Origin of the sequence: Streptococcus parasanguinis, assembly GCF_964238605.1 — a bacterium.
Taxonomy (GTDB): Bacteria; Bacillota; Bacilli; order Lactobacillales; family Streptococcaceae; genus Streptococcus; species Streptococcus parasanguinis_AJ.
In genome coordinates this window covers 51878-68922 of the sequence record NZ_CAXSMM010000002.1, presented here as the reverse complement: position 1 = coordinate 68922, position 17045 = coordinate 51878, and the positions used below count along the sequence as shown (strand labels likewise).

Genomic DNA, 17045 nt, shown 5'->3' with positions numbered 1-17045 from the left:
CTCATGAATAAAATTGAAAGCCGCCACCGCTTGATCCGCTCGATCATTTCTGAGCGTAGGATTCATACCCAGCAAGAACTTCAAGAAGCCTTAGAAGCCAATGGCGTTCTCGTTACCCAGTCTACCCTTTCACGGGATGTCAAATCCTTGAATCTGGTAAAAATTAACGAGGGGGATAGTTCCTACTATGCCATGAATACGATTGCTCCTTCCCGTTGGGAAAAGCGCCTGCGGATGTATATGGAAGATGCCTTAGTCATGTTGCGGCCGGTTCAAAACCAGGTCGTTGTAAAAACTCTTCCAGGTCTTGCCCAATCCTTTGGAGCTATCTTAGATGCATTGGAACTCCAAGAAATTGTAGCTACCATCTGTGGAGACGATGTCTGTTTGGTTATTTGCGAAGACAACCAAGGAGCTTTGGATTGCTTTGAAAAATTAAAAGAATTCACCCCACCCTTCTTCTTTAGTAAATAAAAAGTTTGGAAACCAAGTTTCCAAACTTTTTATGTTGTGGCTAAGCGTTGAATGGCTTCTCGATAGATTTCCATCGCAGCGTAGAGATCGTCAATTTTTGCTCGTTCATTGGCTTGGTGCTCGGTCTGCTCTGCACCTGGGAAAAGAGCCCCAAAAGCGACACAATTTCCCATGGTCCGCGCAAATGTCGCACCACCAGAAGACATAGCTGGCATCTTATCACCTGTTTCTTCCTGATAGACGGCCATCAAAGAGCTGACTAAAGGACTATCCAAAGGAACATATAAAGGAGCTAAATAATCAAACTCTTCATATTCCAACTGATAACTAGCTGCAATTTCTCGCAAACGAGCTACCAAGGCATCCTTGTCTGCTAAGACGGGGATCCGAATATCAATTCCGATTTCCGATTGTTCTTGATCGATCACAAGGGTCGCAAGATTGAAGGAAAGATCTCCACTTGGTTCATCTTTGATTTCACCGAAGAGAGCTGCTCCTGTCGCGTCTTCACCAACAGCATCTGCGATAAAGAGCAAGGCTGGATGGGGTTGAATGAGGGATAAACTTTCCGCTAAACCGACAATGGCATTCACTCCTTCAGCCGCATCTTTAGAGTGCTTGGAAACACCCAAAACCGTTACAGAATTTTCTGTTTGGCTATACTGAACCCCACTTTGATCCAAAATAGGAAGCAACTCTTCCAAACGATGACCAGCATAGGTCGCCTTGTCTGGAACAACATTGAGGGCCTGACCAGCTTGTAAAGGAAGATCATCCCAACCTGGACCATGCAATTTCACTTGTAATAAGCCTTTTTCAGCATAGGTTAATGGGAAAGAGGAATCCGGTGCAAATCCTAGATCTGCTTGCTCTTCAATTTGGTTGTAGCGGTTCATACAGCGCCACAAGGTTTCTTCATCCGTCCCAAAGATAAAGCGGATTCGTTTGGTAAACTGGATGCCATCATCCAATAAACTCTTAACTGCATAGAGGGCAGCGAGGGACGGACCCTTATCATCCTGCACACCACGACCTACTAAATAATCACCGACAATAGTCGCTTCAAAAGGTGGCGTTTGCCAATCTTGTAAATCACCGGCTGGAACAACATCCAAGTGACAAAGAACGGCCAGGAGTTCTTCCCCCTGACCGATCTCTGCATATCCATAGTATCCTTCAGGATCTATATATGTTTGAAAACCTAATTCTCGAGCAAGCTCTAAGGTTTTTTCTAGGACATCTTGGATAGCTTGTCCAAACGGTGTTCCATTTTCCCCTTCATTTAATACAGAAGGGTAAGAAATGATGGTTTGAAGCGAGTTTAAATACTGCTCTTTCACATCGTCCTTAATTCTATTTTTCATGAAACACCTCACTCACTTCTTATAGGAATGGAACGAAGGTTCCAAGAAGAAGGAGAACAATTGTTACTACAATGATAGCAACGACAAGTTTTGCCATGAATTTCCACCAAGTAGCAATGTTGATGCGTCCAAGAGCAAGAGCTCCCATTACAATACCAGAAGTTGGTGCGATCAAGTTCAAGACACCAGATGCTGATTGGTAGGCAGTGATGATCAAGCTAGGACGTACATGTACGAATTCTCCAAGAGGAGCCATGATACCCATTGTCGCGCTGGCAAGACCAGATGATGATGGGATCAAGAATGACATTGGCAAGTAGAAAATGTAAGTCAAGACGATGAAAACTTGAGATGAAAGTCCACTGAGTCCTTCTTTACCCCAGTTCAAGATAGTATCAGTGATCATACCGTTGTTCATGATGACTTGGATACCACGAGCGATTGCTACGATAAGAGCAACACTCAAGAGGTCAGCTGCACCATTCATGAAGGATGAAATAATTTTTTCTTCTTTCAATCCGTAAACAATACCGATTAAAATACCCATAAAGGCAAAGAGCATTGCTCCTTCAGGGAAGTACCATGAACCGAGAGCTTGAGTTGAAGTACCAACAATCTTACCAACTACTGGAAGGCCTGTTAACCAAGTATTAAAGTCACTGAAAATAGTAACATGGAGATCATTCCAAGGAATGAAACTCAAGACCATCAAGACAAAGGTCAAAACAAAGAGTACAAAGACTTGTTTTTGTTTCTTTGAAAGAGTTGAATTAACATTTTCATCATCTTCACCAACATTGAAGAATTTCATATCTTCATCACGAGTTGCATAGGTGAGAGATTTGGTTGGGTCTTTTTGGATCTTATCTGCATACTTGTAAACAAACCAAGTGCTAAGACCAGTTAAGACAACCCAGAAAATCAAACGAAGGATGATACCTTCACCAAGACCAACACCTGCAGTTGAAGATGCGATACCTGTTGCAAATGGGTTCAAGGTAGATGCCAAACATCCAATCTGTGAACCGAGCAAGATAATGGCTACCCCAGTCAAACTATCAAATCCAACGGCCATCATAACTGGCACAAGGAGAGGATAGAAAGCCATGGTTTCTTCACCCATACCATACGTTGTACCACCAAGAGCAAACAAAGGCATAAGAACCAAAATCAACATTTTTTCGCGACCTTTGTATTTCTTCACGATGGAAGCAATACCAGTGTCTAGCATCCCAGTTTCATTGACAACACCAAGGAAACCACCAACCATTAAGATGAAGAAGGCTACATCAATCGCCGCACTAGTTTCTTTAATCAACGAACCTTTTTCAGGTGTTGTTCCTAGCATGGCACGAACAGGAGCCATCAAGACATCCCAAATCCCTTGAGGATTTTGCGGTTGTGACTTATAAACACCATCCACAAAAGCTCCAGCTGGGATAATCCAAGTCAACACTGCCATAATAGCAATGATGATCAACAATACGGTATAAGATGAAGGCATCTTAAACCCTTTTTTAGCTTTTTCACTCATTTGTCTTCCTCCTAACGCAACAAAGTGTGAGTGATGTTTTACAAGAGTCTCTTGTAAAACGCTTACCTATAGATTTATTCTATCACAATAAGCTTTAAAATACTAGTTTTTTCCTAATTTTTCATTAGTCTTTTTGGATGATTGTTCCACTTTCAGACTCAATTAAAGCGCTAAGGTTTTCAAGTGATGTAATAACTGCTTTTCCTTCTGGGCGACCATTGACGAAGGCAATGGCAGCTTCCACTTTAGGAAGCATGCTTCCTGGTGCAAATTGGTCTTGTTTGATGTATTCTTCCAATTGAGCCACATTAACATGTTCCAATTTTGCTTGGTCTGGTTTGTTATAGTTCACAAAGACATAATCGACACCAGTCAAAACGATGAAGAGGTCTGCTTCTACTAATTCAGCCAAACGTTGAGAGGCGAAGTCTTTATCGATGACAGCTTCAACACCAGATAGGCTACCATCTGCTTCTTTCACAACTGGGATACCGCCACCACCGGCAGCTACAACGACTTGACCGTCGTTCAACAAAGTACGGATGGTATTGATTTCTTTGATATCCACTGGTTTTGGTGAAGCCACAACTTTACGCCAGCCACGGCCAGCATCTTCTTTGAAAGTTGCTCCTGATTTTTCAGCTTCTGCTTTTGCTTCTTCTTCTGAGTAGAATGGACCGATTGGTTTGCTGAGGTTGACAAAAGCTGGGTCGTTCTTATCAACAACGACTTGTGTCACAACAGAAGCCACGTCTTTTTCGATTCCTTCTTCAAGAAGAGCATTTTGAAGAGCATTTTGAAGCCAGTAGCCAATGCTTCCTTCGGTCATTGCAACTAATGAATCAAGTGGGAAAGCAGGGTTCTTTTCAGAGTTTGCTGCCAAGTGTTGGAGCAAGAGGTTCCCTACTTGAGGACCATTTCCGTGAGTGATGATCAAGTCATCCCCATTTTTAATTAATTTGACTAAGTGTTTTGCTGTTTCTACAAGCGCTTCTTGTTGAGCTTGAGCAGAAGGATCAGATGATAGAATAGCATTTCCTCCCAAAGCAACGACGATTTTTCTTGACATAAGTTTTCCCTTTCTATAAAAAATAGGGGCAGGACTAAAGCTAGCAGTCCAGCCCCTATAGCTGTTGGTATACGGTTATAAAGTCTTAAACTTTTGGAATGTACAAGTTACCAAGAGTAGCTGCCATAACCGCTTTGATGGTGTGCATACGGTTTTCAGCTTGGTCAAAGTGACGAGCATATTTGCTGCGGAACACTTCGTCAGTAACTTCCATTTCTTCTACGCCGAATTTTTCAGCAACGTCTTTACCGTAAACAGTATTTGTATCGTGGAAGGCTGGCAAGCAGTGCAAGAAGATCAAGTCTTCGTTATCAGCTTTCTTAATCAAATCCATGTTTACTTGGTAAGGTTTCAAAAGGGCAACACGTTCTGCAAATTTGTCTTCTTCACCCATTGATACCCAAACGTCAGTGTAAAGTACATCTGCACCTTTCACAGCTTCGTCAGCATCTTCAGTGATCAAGATATGAGCGCCACTTTCTTTTGCAAATCCTTCTGCCAATTCAACGATTTCTTTTTCTGGGAAGAGTTCTTTTGGTGAGAAGATGTGTACGTTCACACCAAGGATAGCACCTGTTACAAGAAGGCTGTTCGCTACGTTGTTACGTCCATCACCACAGTATACAAGTGTCAAACCTTCCAAACGTCCAAAGTTTTCTTGAACTGTCAAGTAGTCTGCAAGCATTTGAGTTGGGTGCCATTCGTCAGTCAAACCATTCCATACTGGAACACCTGAGAATTCAGCCAATTCTTCAACCATACGTTGGCTGAAACCACGGAATTCAATACCGTCAAACATACGTCCAAGAACTTTAGCAGTATCTTCTGTAGATTCTTTTTTACCAAGTTGGATGTCGTTTGCACCTAGGTATTCTGGGTGAGCACCAAGGTCGATAGCTGCTGTTGTGAAGGCAGCACGAGTACGAGTTGAAGTTTTTTCAAACAAAAGCGCAATGTTTTTACCAGCAAGATAGTGGTGTTCAATGTTGCGTTTTTTAAGGTCTTTCAAGTGAGCTGAAAGTCCGATAAGGTATTCTAACTCTGCACGTGTAAAGTCTTTTTCTGCCAAGAAGCTACGTCCTTGGAACACTGAATTTGTCATTCTATTTGTCTCCTATTTTCTTTCTAGTATTGATCAGTAAGAAGGAAGAGCTGATCCCCAAAGACCAGCTCCCGGTCTTCTCTATTAGATTTCTTCACGTTCAAATGGCATCGACATACAACGAGGTCCACCACGACCGCGAACCAATTCACTTCCGCGGATCTTAATCAAACGAAGTCCGTATTCTTCTAATTTCTTGTTTGTGACTGTGTTACGGTCGTATACAACTACCACACCAGGTGCGATTGTAAGAGTATTTGAACCGTCGTTCCATTGTTCACGAGCAGCTGCAACCACATTGCCATCACCACAAGGGATCAATGTAACTTTTTCAACACCAAGGTTTTCAGCAAGCAATTCAGCCAAATCCCCTTTTTCTTCAACAATCTTCAATGCTTCATTTTCATATGTTACAGAGAAGACGCGAAGGTTGCCTTGGATTTCTGGGTGGATTGTGAATTTATCGTAGTCCACCATTGTGAATACTGTATCCAAGTGCATGAATTTACGGTTGTTCGCAAATTCGAAGGCCAATACTTTCTTGAAGCCAACGTTCTTCTTGAAGATGTTTACCAACAATTTTTCAATTGATGCAGCATCTGTACGTTGTGAGATACCAACTGCCAAGACATCTTTAGAAAGGACCAATTCGTCCCCACCTTCGATACGAGTATCTTCTTCACGGTTGTATACCAATTCTACATTACCACCATATACTGGGTGATATTTGAAGATATATTTACCATACAAAGTTTCACGGTTACGTGTATCAGCATACATGTGGTTCAATGATACTGCATTCCCAATTGTAGCAAATGGGTCACGTGTGAAGTACAAGTTTGGCATTGGATCAATCGCAAATGGGTAGTCAGATTCGACAAGGTCTGTCAAGCCTTTGTCAGCTTCAGGAATTTCTGGAAGCTCAGCTTTTTGGAAACCAGCCATTGTTTTTTCAACCAATTCTTGGTTGTCTTCAATACCACGAAGGATTTCGCGAATAGCGTTTTTAGTTTGGCGTCCACGAATGTTTGCTTCATCAAGATATTCTTCGATGAATTGTTCGCGAATTTCTGGAGTAGTCAATGACTCAGCTGCCAATTTTTCAAGATAAAGTACTTCGATTCCTTCGTTACGAAGCGCTTGAGCAAAATTGTCGTGTTCTTTTTGTGCATCTTCCAAGAATGGAATATCATCAAAAAGAAGACGCTCTAGATAGTCAGGCATCAAGTTTTCCAACTCTTTACCTGGACGGTGCAACATTACTTTTTTCAGTTTTCCAATTTCTGAGAAAACATGAATTGGTTTAGTTGACATCTGTCATCCTCCTTTTTTCTTTGAGCTTGTTCACAAGCTTATTACATTTGTTATTATAGTCTTTAATGATACCGCTTTCACAAAGGATTCTGCTTTTTGAATGCAAAGAATTTGGCATTTTTTTGAATGTTATTTAGATTTTAGTTAATATGAAGCGTTTTCTTTGCATATTTTGCCTTTTATATTATTTTTATGAATATATATTTTTTTGTAAAAAAATAAAAAAGATCAACAAATTAGTTGATCTCTTCAAAACTCTTTAAAAAGTAGGCTGTATCTAGAAAAGTTAGTTGTTTTCTCTCATACTGGATCTTACGAGAATCGATGAGTTTCTTTAAAACTTGATTGACGGTTTCTCGGGTTGTGGCTGCTAATTTGGCCATTTCCTTCATACTAATTGGAAATGGAAGTTGATTTCCAAGGCTTTCATAGTCCTTGCACAGAATGGCTAAGGATTGAATCACACGCTCACTGGCACTAGCTGTCACGACATTGCGCAAGCGCAACTCTTGAAATTCTAGGATGGAGGAGAGCTTTCTCATAATAAAGAGCAACTGCTCCTTACTCTCTTGGGCATATAATTCATAGAGATTGACGGGAATCACGAAACAACGCAAATCCGTCACCGCACTAGCTGTATAGTGGTAACGCTCATCCTGGAACATCCCACCATAAGGGAACAGAGCCCCCTTCTTTATATAATCCATATAGGAGAATTGGTCCGACGAATCAAATTGCTCAATACGGGCAAAGCCTTTTGCCAGAAGAAAAATGCGCTCCCGCCTATCTCCTGCATAAAATAAAATTTGTCCTTTAGGGATATCCCTGGCATGAATTTCAACAGCTAATTTATCAAATAGCTCCACTGGTAGCGCAGAAAAGGCTGGATGCGAGCGGAGCAACTGGTAATCTTCCTTTGTAATCATGTCTATACTTCCTCTTATTACTATTATTAGTATAACATACTTTTTATAGAAAAGGGAAAGAAGTCTCTTTAGAACAGAAAAGTGATTCGAAACACCAAGTCATTTTCATGATATTTTGTTAGAAGAAAAGGTCTGAGTTTTGCTCAGACCTTTTGTCGATTATTCATTCATATTGACACGATGCCATTCATTGATAACATAAGCCAGTTGCCCTAATTGATAAAGACCAACGCCACTGATTTCAGAACTTTCTGGAGTCGTACCTCCAAGTCCTGCAGTGTAGATGGCAACTAAATAAGGAGTCGATTCATGGACAATCGCATCCACATTAAGTGCTTCCGCAACATAACCTGGTTTTTGTTGAATCACCAAATCTGGCAAGAATTTTTTATAGTATTCACCTGGGAAAGACTCCCCGATCAGTTCTAGTAAATCTGCATATTTTTCTTGATGATTCCAAAGATATTCCAAGACATGGATGTAATAATCCGTTGTCGTTTTATTATCTTCGCTAAAGGTTTTGACTTCTGGTGAACGGGATTGACCATAACGACTGAATAACTTGCGCGCTTGCTCCATCCCCCCTAAACGATCTGCCAAAGCATAGGCTGGGGTATTTTCAGAGTAAACCAATGAATAGCGCTGCATATCAGGGATAGACATAGCTCCATCAAAGGCAGCAACGTAATTGTCATGCTCCCCTACATATTCATAGTAGGTGTTGGTAATGTCAAACCGGTCTGTTAAATTCAGTTTGCCCTTTGCGACTTCATCCACCACCAACATGTTCAAGGGTAGCTTATAGGTACTACCTGCCGTCATTGGTTGAAGATCATTCATGGCAAATTGCTCTCCTGTAATGGCATTGCGATACGTGAAGGCAACTTGTGACGGATCAATTCCACTTTCTGCTAGGAAATCCTGAACAACCTCTACCAAGCCTTTATTAGCATAATCATAGACAAGGCCATAAGCACTCATCGTTTCCATGTCTGCATCTACTACTGCTTGCTTAGCTTCAGGAGATTTGACACGCGGTTTTTTCGTCTCAGGGGTAGACTTTTCGATATCTTGTTCTTTTGCTTCTTTTGTTTTCTTTGCTTTTTTTTCAATTGCTGATGCTGTTGGTTGCGTAACATGCAAGTAGCCCAGTGCGCTTGTTCCCACTAAGCACAATAAAATACTGACCGCAATCATGATCGAGCGTAGATTAAAATATTTTTTCATACGAGATTAATTATAAAAGATTCTACTGAAAATAACAAGAATTATCAGAAAGAGAAAACGGTTTCTTTTTAAAAAGTTTATTTCTTTTCATCAAAGGCTTATTTCCGTTTAAAGGAGCCCATAATTAGCTTAGCAATCTCACGCGCAATCGTCCGGAATAAGGAACTCAAGAAGGAATCCTTGGCTTTTTCAAGACTGGATTTTCTTGGGCGACCTGGACTGCGTTTTTGAGCTGCCTTATCTGCTGCAGCCTCTTCCTTTTCTGCTTCTTTTTGCTCTTTTTCTTGTGCTTCCTTACTTGCTTTAGCTGCTAATTTTTCATAGGCAGATTCCCGATCAATCGTCGTCGCATACTTTTGATGGAAAGGCGATGTTGTGATCAAGGCCAATTGTTCACTCTCATTTAAGAGGTCAAAACTCGATTGAGGAGAGAGAATGTAAGCACGCTCAACCACACTAGGTTGCCCCTTCTCATTCAGGAAAGAAACCAAGGCTTCCCCTGTCCCTAATTCTGTGATCACTGTTTCTGTATCAAAATCTGGATTCGGACGAAAACTTTGGGCAGCAACCTTAATCGCCTTCATTTCTTTGGGTGTATATGCCCGAAGTGCATGCTGAACACGATTTCCAAGCTGTGCCAAAACAGATTCTGGAAGGTCTTGAGGATTTTGGGTAATAAAATAAATCCCTACACCCTTCGAACGAATCAGGCGTACCACTTGTTCGACCTTCTCAAGAAAGAGCTTGCTTGCATCCTTAAAGAGAAGATGCGCTTCATCAAAGAAGAAGACCAATTTTGGCTTTTCAGGATCTCCAACCTCTGGAAGTGTTTCAAAAAGACGAGACAGCATCCAAATCAAAAAGGTTGAGTACAATTTTGGTGAATGAAAGAGCTTTGTAGCCGAAAGAATATTGATATAACCACGACCAGATGCATCGAGTTGCATGAAGTCATTTAAATCAAGTGCGGGCTCTCCGAAAAATTGGTCTGCTCCTTCTTCTTCAAGAACCAAGAGACTTCTTTGGATGGCTCCGACAGATTGTTTGGTGATATTGCCATATTGGGCCGAATAGTCTGAACTGTGTTCATAGACTTCCTTTAAAAGGCTTTGCAGGTCCTTCAAATCAATCAAGGGCCAATCTTTCTCTTGGGCCACTTTAAAGACAATTGCGAGAATTCCTGATTGGGTTTCATTCAAATCAAGCAGACGAGAAAGAAGCAATGACCCCATCCCTTCGACAGTCGCCCGAACAGGATGACCAGCTTGACCAAAGACATCCCACAATCGAACAGGGAAGGCTTGTGGCTCAAACGGATCTGTGATCCCAAGAAGCTTGTAGCGTTCTTCCAATTTTGGTGTCCATTGCCCAGCTTTGGCTAAGCCAGATAAATCTCCCTTGATATCAGCTAGAAAGACCGGAATGCCTTCTTTGCTTAATTTTTCTGTTAGAACCTTGAGCGTAACCGTTTTTCCTGTTCCAGTTGCACCTGCAATCAAGCCATGACGATTTAACATCCGCAAATAGATAGGCGTCTCAACGGCTCCTTTAGTAATGGTAATACTAGTCATTTCATTTCTCCCTGAATGTTTCAGTTTTCATTTTAAGGTTTATCTTTTCCTTGCCTAGGCCCTTCAAACCAGGCTTCAGACAAGTAAGACACACTCCTACTAGTGTATCATTTTCCTGACCAAACGCAAGAAATTATACTCCAATTTTTCGGATGCACATAAAAAAATCTATAAGAGCCAATACTTGCTCTTATAGATTCCTTCATTTTATTATTTTGCTGCTGCAAACAATTCATTCACTTTATTCCAGTTGATCACTGAGAAGAAAGCTTTGATGTAGTCAGGGCGTACGTTACGGTATTTCACGTAGTAAGCATGTTCCCAAACATCCAAACCAAGGATTGGTGTTTTACCTTCAGAGATTGGTGTATCTTGGTTTGCTGTTGAAGTCACTTCGAGTTTGCCTTCTTTGTTGACAACCAACCATGCCCAGCCAGAACCAAAACGTGTCGTTGCTGCTGCTGTGAAGGCTGCTTTGAAGTCTTCAAATGAACCAAATGTAGCATCAATCGCTGCAGCAAGTTCTGCTGAAGGAGCTGTTTGTTCTGGAGTCATCAATTCCCAGAAAAGAGCGTGGTTCAAATGACCACCACCATTGTTGATCACAGCTTGGCGAATATCAGCTGGAATGGATTCAACATCAGCTAACAAGCTTTCAAGGTCTTCTCCAATTTCAGGATGTTTTTCAAGAGCTGCATTCACATTGTTTACATATGTTTGATGGTGTTTATCATGGTGCAAATGCATGGTTTCTTCATCGATATAAGGTTCCAATGCATCATAAGCATATGGTAATTCTGGTAAAATGATAGCCATTTTATGGTCCTCTTTTCTTTATTACTGACTTGATGATAACGCAAACAGCTAAATTATTCAACTAATCTGCTTGCGATTTCATTCATCGTTAGACGCTATTCGCTACTTTCAACAGGGCCAAATCAAATAAGTAGTCTTTTTCATATGTTCCACTTTTAATCGCATAATCCGTCTCGATGAAGGTCATCATAGCTTGCTTCAAAAAGGACAGAGTAAGCCTGCGGCTATCCCGTAAGGCAAACTTCACCTGATAAGGATTGACCTTGCGTCCTGACAAGTCCGACAAGCTCGCTACAATTTGGCTTTCGGATTGGCCTTCTTCTGAGAAAATTTTAACTTGAGAAAACATTCGGAATTGCCCCAACAAAATAGCGATCAATTTTATTTCATCTTCTCCTTGTAAGCGAAGATCCTTAACCAAATTCCGGGCTTGATCGATTTGGCGTTTGAGAATCATCTGTGTCAGATCAAAAATATTATCTTGCAAGGACTTTGGAACAACCTCCTCGATATCTTGGAGGGTAATCTGACCATCTTCTTTATAAGCCTGCAATAGAGTGAGATTCTTCTGTAACTCTCCAAAATCATAGCCAGATTTTAAGAGCAACTGGTCCAAGGAATCGCCAACAAAGTGTAAGCCCAATTCTTGCGCCTGACCAGAAAAATAACGCTTTAAATCTTGCTCTTTAGGAGTGGTCGCTTCAATGATTTGGGCATCCCGTTTTAGGAGTTTGACCAAGCGACGCTTACTATCTAATTTTCCTTCTGCAAATATCACCAAACGGGTCGATTCAGAAGGGTTTTCCAGATAGTTTTCAAATTGCTTCAGATCTTCATCGGTTAAATTGCGTTTTTTGGCAGTGGTCAGATCCAATAAGTGATCCAAAATCACGATTTTTTCATCTGCAAAAAAGGGAAGACTGACCAAATCCAGCTCGACTTCAGCATAGGAGGCTTCCTTCATATCAAAATAAGAATAATTCAAATCTGAGGGATCATAGCCTATTTTTTTTAAAATGTCTTTTTTTAACCATTCAAATTGACCTATATCCTCACCCGTCAAGACAAGAATAGGAGGCAGAGTTTGAACCGTCAGATGTTTAATGTCGGTAATTGCTTGCATGAAACTCTCTTATCTCTATCAGTCTAGTGTATTTCGTGTTCAGCAGCCATTTTTTGTTCCAATGGTGGTTTTTCATCAGACAAATCAGGTGCTGCTACAAAATTTGGAATTTGCTCAAACGAGTTGCCGCCAAAGCTCCCCCCTGTCGCTGTGACCTGTGGTTCAGAAGCCACTCCCATAGGAGTTTCTACTGGTTGTGGGAAGGTGTTTTTCCCTGGAAGCATCATGAGAATCAAGAGAGAAATAACTGTAATCCCCCAAAGAAATAGGAAAATATCTAGCCCCGTCAACAAATAGAGCAGAACCGGACCAAGGTTCAAAAAGATCCAAGACCAATGGATTCCCGCATCCCGCAAGCGACGTACACAAATGGCTTGACTGGGTACTAAAATGAGGAAGTAAAAGAATGCTAAGAAAGCGAGCGCCCATAAACCTGTCTTAGAATGAACAGTTGAAAAATTGAGCGTTTCTTGAGCATTTTGATGGGATAAAGAGGTCACGATGTAAAAAACCCAAAGAGGCAAAGAAATCAGGGAATTCCAGAAAAAAGCTAGCCAAAAATGGGCCCGACTGGTCTTACTTGAAAAATCTGCATACTGTATCCAAAATTGCTTAAATGCGTTCATACGATTCTACCTTTACATTGATTTCACTTTCTATAATAGCAATTTTCAGCATAGAAAGCAAACCTCTCCTCGTCTCTAGCGGACCGTTTCTACCCTCCAATGGTCCCACCCAATCAAGCGAATTGCTCCCCTTTCATCGGTACGAAGATAAGAAATAGAGCGTTCCTCTAGACGATCGAGCAATTCTTTATGGGGATGTTGGTAGCGATTTTTCTTTCCAACAGAGATCAAGGCCAACTGAGGATGTAACTGATCTAAAAACATATCACTAGAGGAACCTTTAGAACCGTGGTGGCCTACTTTCAAGACATCTACTTGTAATTGTGGATCGTTTTTCAATAGTTTTTTCTCTCCAGCTTCTTCCAAATCACCCGTGAACAAAAATCGTTTCTGAAAGAACTGCCCATAGAGGACAATCGAATCATCATTTTTACCATCCCCCACTTCATCAGGGGATAAGACTTCTAGATGATCATCAAAAATAGGAAGTTGATCCCCTCTCTGGACTACTTTAATCGGACTATGAAGCAGTTTCAATTTCTCTCGAAATTGAGAATTGGTGAGACTGCCTGGACTGACATACACTTTTTTAACTGGGATTTGTTTGGCAACCTCCACCATATCGCCCATATGGTCCTGGTCTGTATGAGTCAAGACCAAAGCATCGAGTTTTCCAACACCTCGACTCTTGAGATAAGGAATCAGGGTTTGATCCGCATTGGCAGATTGACTGCGCTCTTGCCACTTGTCTCCACTTTTAAAAGTGACGCGTCCTCCGACATCAATCAATATGGTTCTTCCTTTCCAATCGCGTAAAAAGATACTGTCTCCTTGACCGATATCCACCATGGTAATCTCATTTTCTAAAGGATGCTTGGTCCAACAAAAGATGAGTAGAATCATGCCTATTAACAGGAAACGACGTTTTTTTTGCTTTCGAAGATCATACAAGATCCCTAAAAGAAGGAAGAGAGCGATCAGAGCTGGTCCCGTCGGCTGACCAAATACCAAAGGTAGCGACGTGAGCTTTGAAATCCAACGAATACACTCCTCTATAAGAAGAAAGAAACTGTTAAAAATTGTAAGGGGCTTTAGAATCGATAAGATAAATAGCACCGTTAAACCTGGAAGAAGGACAAGATCAAATAAGAAAGAAAAGAGGAAGGTTAAAGGGAGTGACCAGGGTTGAAAGACACTAAAGTAATAGGTCAAAAGGGGCAAAATCCCCAGGCTAATCCAGAAACTTTCCACTAGTAGCTTTTTCAGTCCGGAATAAGAACTGGTATCTACCAAGGTCAAAATAAAGGCATAGGCACAACTCAAAACCCCTCCAGCTGTCAGGAGAAACTTGGGCACAAGCAGCATTAAGAGCATCAAGGTCATCGCCATATTCTCCATCCCTCGGACCCCCTTTTGAGAGAGGATCTTCTGCAAGAGGCTACGAACCACTGAAACAGAAAAACCTGTCAAGCCAGCATAGACCAAAGAAATTGGAACCATCCAGATATCGACTGTCTCTTGCAAGATTCCTAGACGTAAGAGAGCTTTCCGGATCCCATTGATGAAAAAGCCAACCTGCATCCCAGATAAGGCGAATAAATGGATGATTCCTAAACTCGTGTAAAGCTGGTCCATCTCTTCAAAATCCGTATCTAAATAGACAAAAAGAAGGCCGGTCATATACTGGTTCATCGGCTGCGGAAAGTGCTCCTTGCTCCAAACAATAGCTTGGCGCCTCCATTGAGATAGCCAGTCAAAAACATTCCAAGTTTGGATGGGAAGCGCGGATTGGATCGCCTCAATTTTTATTTGATAGTGAATCCCCTGTGTTTGCAAATAAGACCGGTAGTCAAATCCTCTAAAATTTCGCTGCCCTTCTGGCTCTTCTATATCACCTTTATACGTCAACTCCAACAAATGAGTTTGACTTTGCCACTGTTGTTTTTCTTTTTCTGATTTTAAAGTATAAAAGACTTGGTAGGTCCTACCCTGATTTTTAGCACGAAAAGACAGGGCGTCCCCATTGATCTTGATGCTATCTGGAATCAGGCGTAAGTGGGGTGGCAGCTGACTTTCTGCTTGTACTGGATGATCCTGTAGTCGCTGAAAGACAAAGAAGGCCGCAAAACAAAGGGTTGCTAAAGCAAGCCCTAGCAAACTTGAGCGCTCCCCTTTATAGTGATGAACCGCTAAAACTCCCACTACTACTAGACCGCTGATCGAAAGCCAAGATGGTTGATAGATACTAAAATACAGCCATAGGAGCACAAAGGCGAGATGGACAAGCGAAAAAGGGAGGTCTTTAATCCACCGTGAAAGCATCTCTTAGTTTCTCCAGTGTTTTCTCTCCGATTCCTGAAACATTCTTCAGATCATCCACTGATCGAAAAGGACCATTTGCCTCGCGATAGGCGATAATGTCCTGGGCACGTTTCTGTCCAATGCCTGATACTGTCTGGAGCTCTGATTCGGTCGCTCGATTTAAATGGACCTTGCCTGTTTTTTCTGCTGGTGCTGACGAAGTTGCAGGACTTTCTGAACTCCCAAGTGCTGGAACATCCTCCCCTTCTTTAGCAACATAGATCACTGCTTCATCGGTGAGTTTTTGCGCCAAGTTGACCGATTGGCTATTGGCATCTGCTGTCATCCCGCCTGCCTTATAAATAGCATCGTGGACTCTGCTATTGGAGCGCAACTCATAGACACCTGGTTGTTTGACGGCTCCTTTGACATCGACCGTAATGATCTCGGGTGCATCAGACACAGAAGTCGTCGTCTTTTCTTCTTTGGAACTAGTGGTCTGCACCTTTTCTTTGCTCGAAGTTGAACTCGAAGCCTGATAAAGATCCGGTATGGTGGATGCACTTGACTGAGGTCGATGAAAAAGAAAATACCCTCCAAGTAAGAGTCCGATAGCTGTAAGAGCCAAAAAGAGCTTATATTCTTTGATTTTTTCGATGATATCCTCCATAAGAAACCTCCTCTCACTTTTATTATTCGTAAAAATAAAAAAAACTGAGAAAGACTCTCAGTTTTTTTACTTGTTTTTCCGATGTTTGTCTGGATCCCATACAAAGCTTGCCAGGTAACTAAAGAGCAAGGTCAAGATGCCCACTACTAAGACAAGAGGAATCAAAAGGATTTTTAACAAACGAATCAAGATAAAAGGTTTTGTTGGGGTGTTGATCGCTTGTGCTTCCGCATCCAAGCGATCAAATTCCTCCTGGATACGGCGGGCAACTTCTGCCACTCCTTCGTCATTCATCTTTTTAATATCCGAAATATCAATGGGATGTCCAAAGTTCATATCAATGCGTTCACCCGATGACAACCCTTTCAAGTCTCTTGGACCAGTATAAGTCACTGGCATGATACGGACCTTCGCCATTTTGGCAATGATGGCAACACCGCCTTTGACGTCTTGAGAATGACGACTTCCACTTGGGAACATAATCAAAGAACGGTTGCTCTTTTTCAGCATATTGACAGGATACTTAATGGCTTCTGCTCCCGGATTTTCACGGTCGATTGGAAAAGCCCCACACATGCGAATCCACCAGCCAAAAATACGATTGGTAAAGAGTTCTTTTTTCGCCATAAAGATAAATTGCTTTGGCTTGGTTGCAAAGGCCATATAGACTGGATCCCACCAAGTTCGGTGAGGGGATACCAAGATGTAGTTCTCTTTTCGATCTGGAATATTGTCCTTATGATGGTAATGGGCATTCCCATTTAAAACCCACAGAATAAAGGCAACAAGGCCACGTAAATAGGTATAAAACATAGTTGTTCCTCAAATCCATTTCATTCGTTTCTCTACAAGATATTCCATCCTGTAAAAGGTTCTTTCTTATTATACCGTATCCTGATTTTGACCGCAAACCTTTTTTAGATAAAAA

General features: G+C 41.5%; 15 protein-coding genes. 1 reads left to right on the top strand and 14 read right to left on the bottom strand.

Going from position 1 to position 17045, the window contains the following annotated elements:
* Positions 1-3: 3 nt before the first annotated feature.
* Positions 4-474: an arginine repressor gene (locus ACESR9_RS02330; RefSeq protein ID WP_003006364.1), complete on the top strand. Its 471-nt coding sequence runs from the start codon at positions 4-6 to the stop codon at positions 472-474.
* 29 nt (positions 475-503) lie between these two features.
* On the opposite strand, the gene ACESR9_RS02325 is transcribed toward ACESR9_RS02330, so the two are convergent.
* The 14 genes from ACESR9_RS02325 to ACESR9_RS02260 form a co-directional block, all read right to left on the bottom strand.
* Entirely contained in the window at positions 504-1838 is a 1335-nt protein-coding gene (locus ACESR9_RS02325; RefSeq protein ID WP_373105341.1) for a dipeptidase, read from the bottom strand.
* A gap of 19 nt (positions 1839-1857) precedes the next feature.
* Entirely contained in the window at positions 1858-3372 is a 1515-nt protein-coding gene (locus ACESR9_RS02320; protein ID WP_049523137.1) for a YfcC family protein, read from the bottom strand.
* Positions 3373-3496: 124 nt separating this feature from the next.
* Positions 3497-4441 carry a carbamate kinase gene (gene arcC, locus ACESR9_RS02315; protein WP_373105339.1) on the bottom strand — a complete coding sequence of 315 codons (945 nt, stop codon included), beginning with the start codon at positions 4439-4441 and terminating at the stop codon, positions 3497-3499.
* Positions 4442-4526: 85 nt separating this feature from the next.
* A complete protein-coding gene (gene argF, locus ACESR9_RS02310; protein WP_003006350.1) occupies positions 4527-5543 on the bottom strand; it encodes an ornithine carbamoyltransferase in 1017 nt (338 codons plus the stop codon).
* Positions 5544-5627: 84 nt separating this feature from the next.
* Entirely contained in the window at positions 5628-6857 is a 1230-nt protein-coding gene (gene arcA, locus ACESR9_RS02305) for an arginine deiminase (RefSeq protein WP_003002445.1), read from the bottom strand.
* 236 nt (positions 6858-7093) lie between these two features.
* Positions 7094-7783, bottom strand: coding sequence for a Crp/Fnr family transcriptional regulator (locus ACESR9_RS02300; RefSeq protein WP_373105335.1), 690 nt, complete (start codon positions 7781-7783; stop codon positions 7094-7096).
* A gap of 159 nt (positions 7784-7942) precedes the next feature.
* The gene (locus ACESR9_RS02295; RefSeq protein ID WP_042760211.1) at positions 7943-9010 is read right to left on the bottom strand and encodes a serine hydrolase; all 1068 of its coding nucleotides are present in this window, start codon (positions 9008-9010) and stop codon (positions 7943-7945) included.
* Between the two features lie 98 nt (positions 9011-9108).
* Complete coding sequence (locus ACESR9_RS02290; RefSeq protein WP_049472134.1) at positions 9109-10581, bottom strand: helicase HerA-like domain-containing protein; 1473 nt, start codon at positions 10579-10581, stop codon at positions 9109-9111.
* A 210-nt stretch (positions 10582-10791) separates the two neighbouring features.
* Positions 10792-11397 (bottom strand): superoxide dismutase SodA, encoded by a 606-nt coding sequence (sodA, locus tag ACESR9_RS02285; RefSeq protein WP_003006336.1) that lies wholly within the window; start codon positions 11395-11397, stop codon positions 10792-10794.
* A gap of 88 nt (positions 11398-11485) precedes the next feature.
* Complete coding sequence (gene holA, locus ACESR9_RS02280) at positions 11486-12520, bottom strand: DNA polymerase III subunit delta (RefSeq protein ID WP_373105333.1); 1035 nt, start codon at positions 12518-12520, stop codon at positions 11486-11488.
* 23 nt (positions 12521-12543) lie between these two features.
* Positions 12544-13146 carry a DUF805 domain-containing protein gene (locus ACESR9_RS02275; protein WP_049474294.1) on the bottom strand — a complete coding sequence of 201 codons (603 nt, stop codon included), beginning with the start codon at positions 13144-13146 and terminating at the stop codon, positions 12544-12546.
* A gap of 75 nt (positions 13147-13221) precedes the next feature.
* The gene (locus ACESR9_RS02270; protein ID WP_373105331.1) at positions 13222-15468 is read right to left on the bottom strand and encodes a DNA internalization-related competence protein ComEC/Rec2; all 2247 of its coding nucleotides are present in this window, start codon (positions 15466-15468) and stop codon (positions 13222-13224) included.
* Positions 15449-16117, bottom strand: a complete 669-nt coding sequence (locus ACESR9_RS02265) for a helix-hairpin-helix domain-containing protein (RefSeq protein WP_070505808.1) — start codon at positions 16115-16117, stop codon at positions 15449-15451. The genes ACESR9_RS02270 and ACESR9_RS02265 overlap by 20 nt, the downstream gene beginning before the upstream one ends.
* Positions 16118-16183: 66 nt before the next feature.
* A complete protein-coding gene (locus ACESR9_RS02260; RefSeq protein ID WP_373105328.1) occupies positions 16184-16930 on the bottom strand; it encodes a lysophospholipid acyltransferase family protein in 747 nt (248 codons plus the stop codon).
* Positions 16931-17045 lie beyond the last annotated feature (115 nt).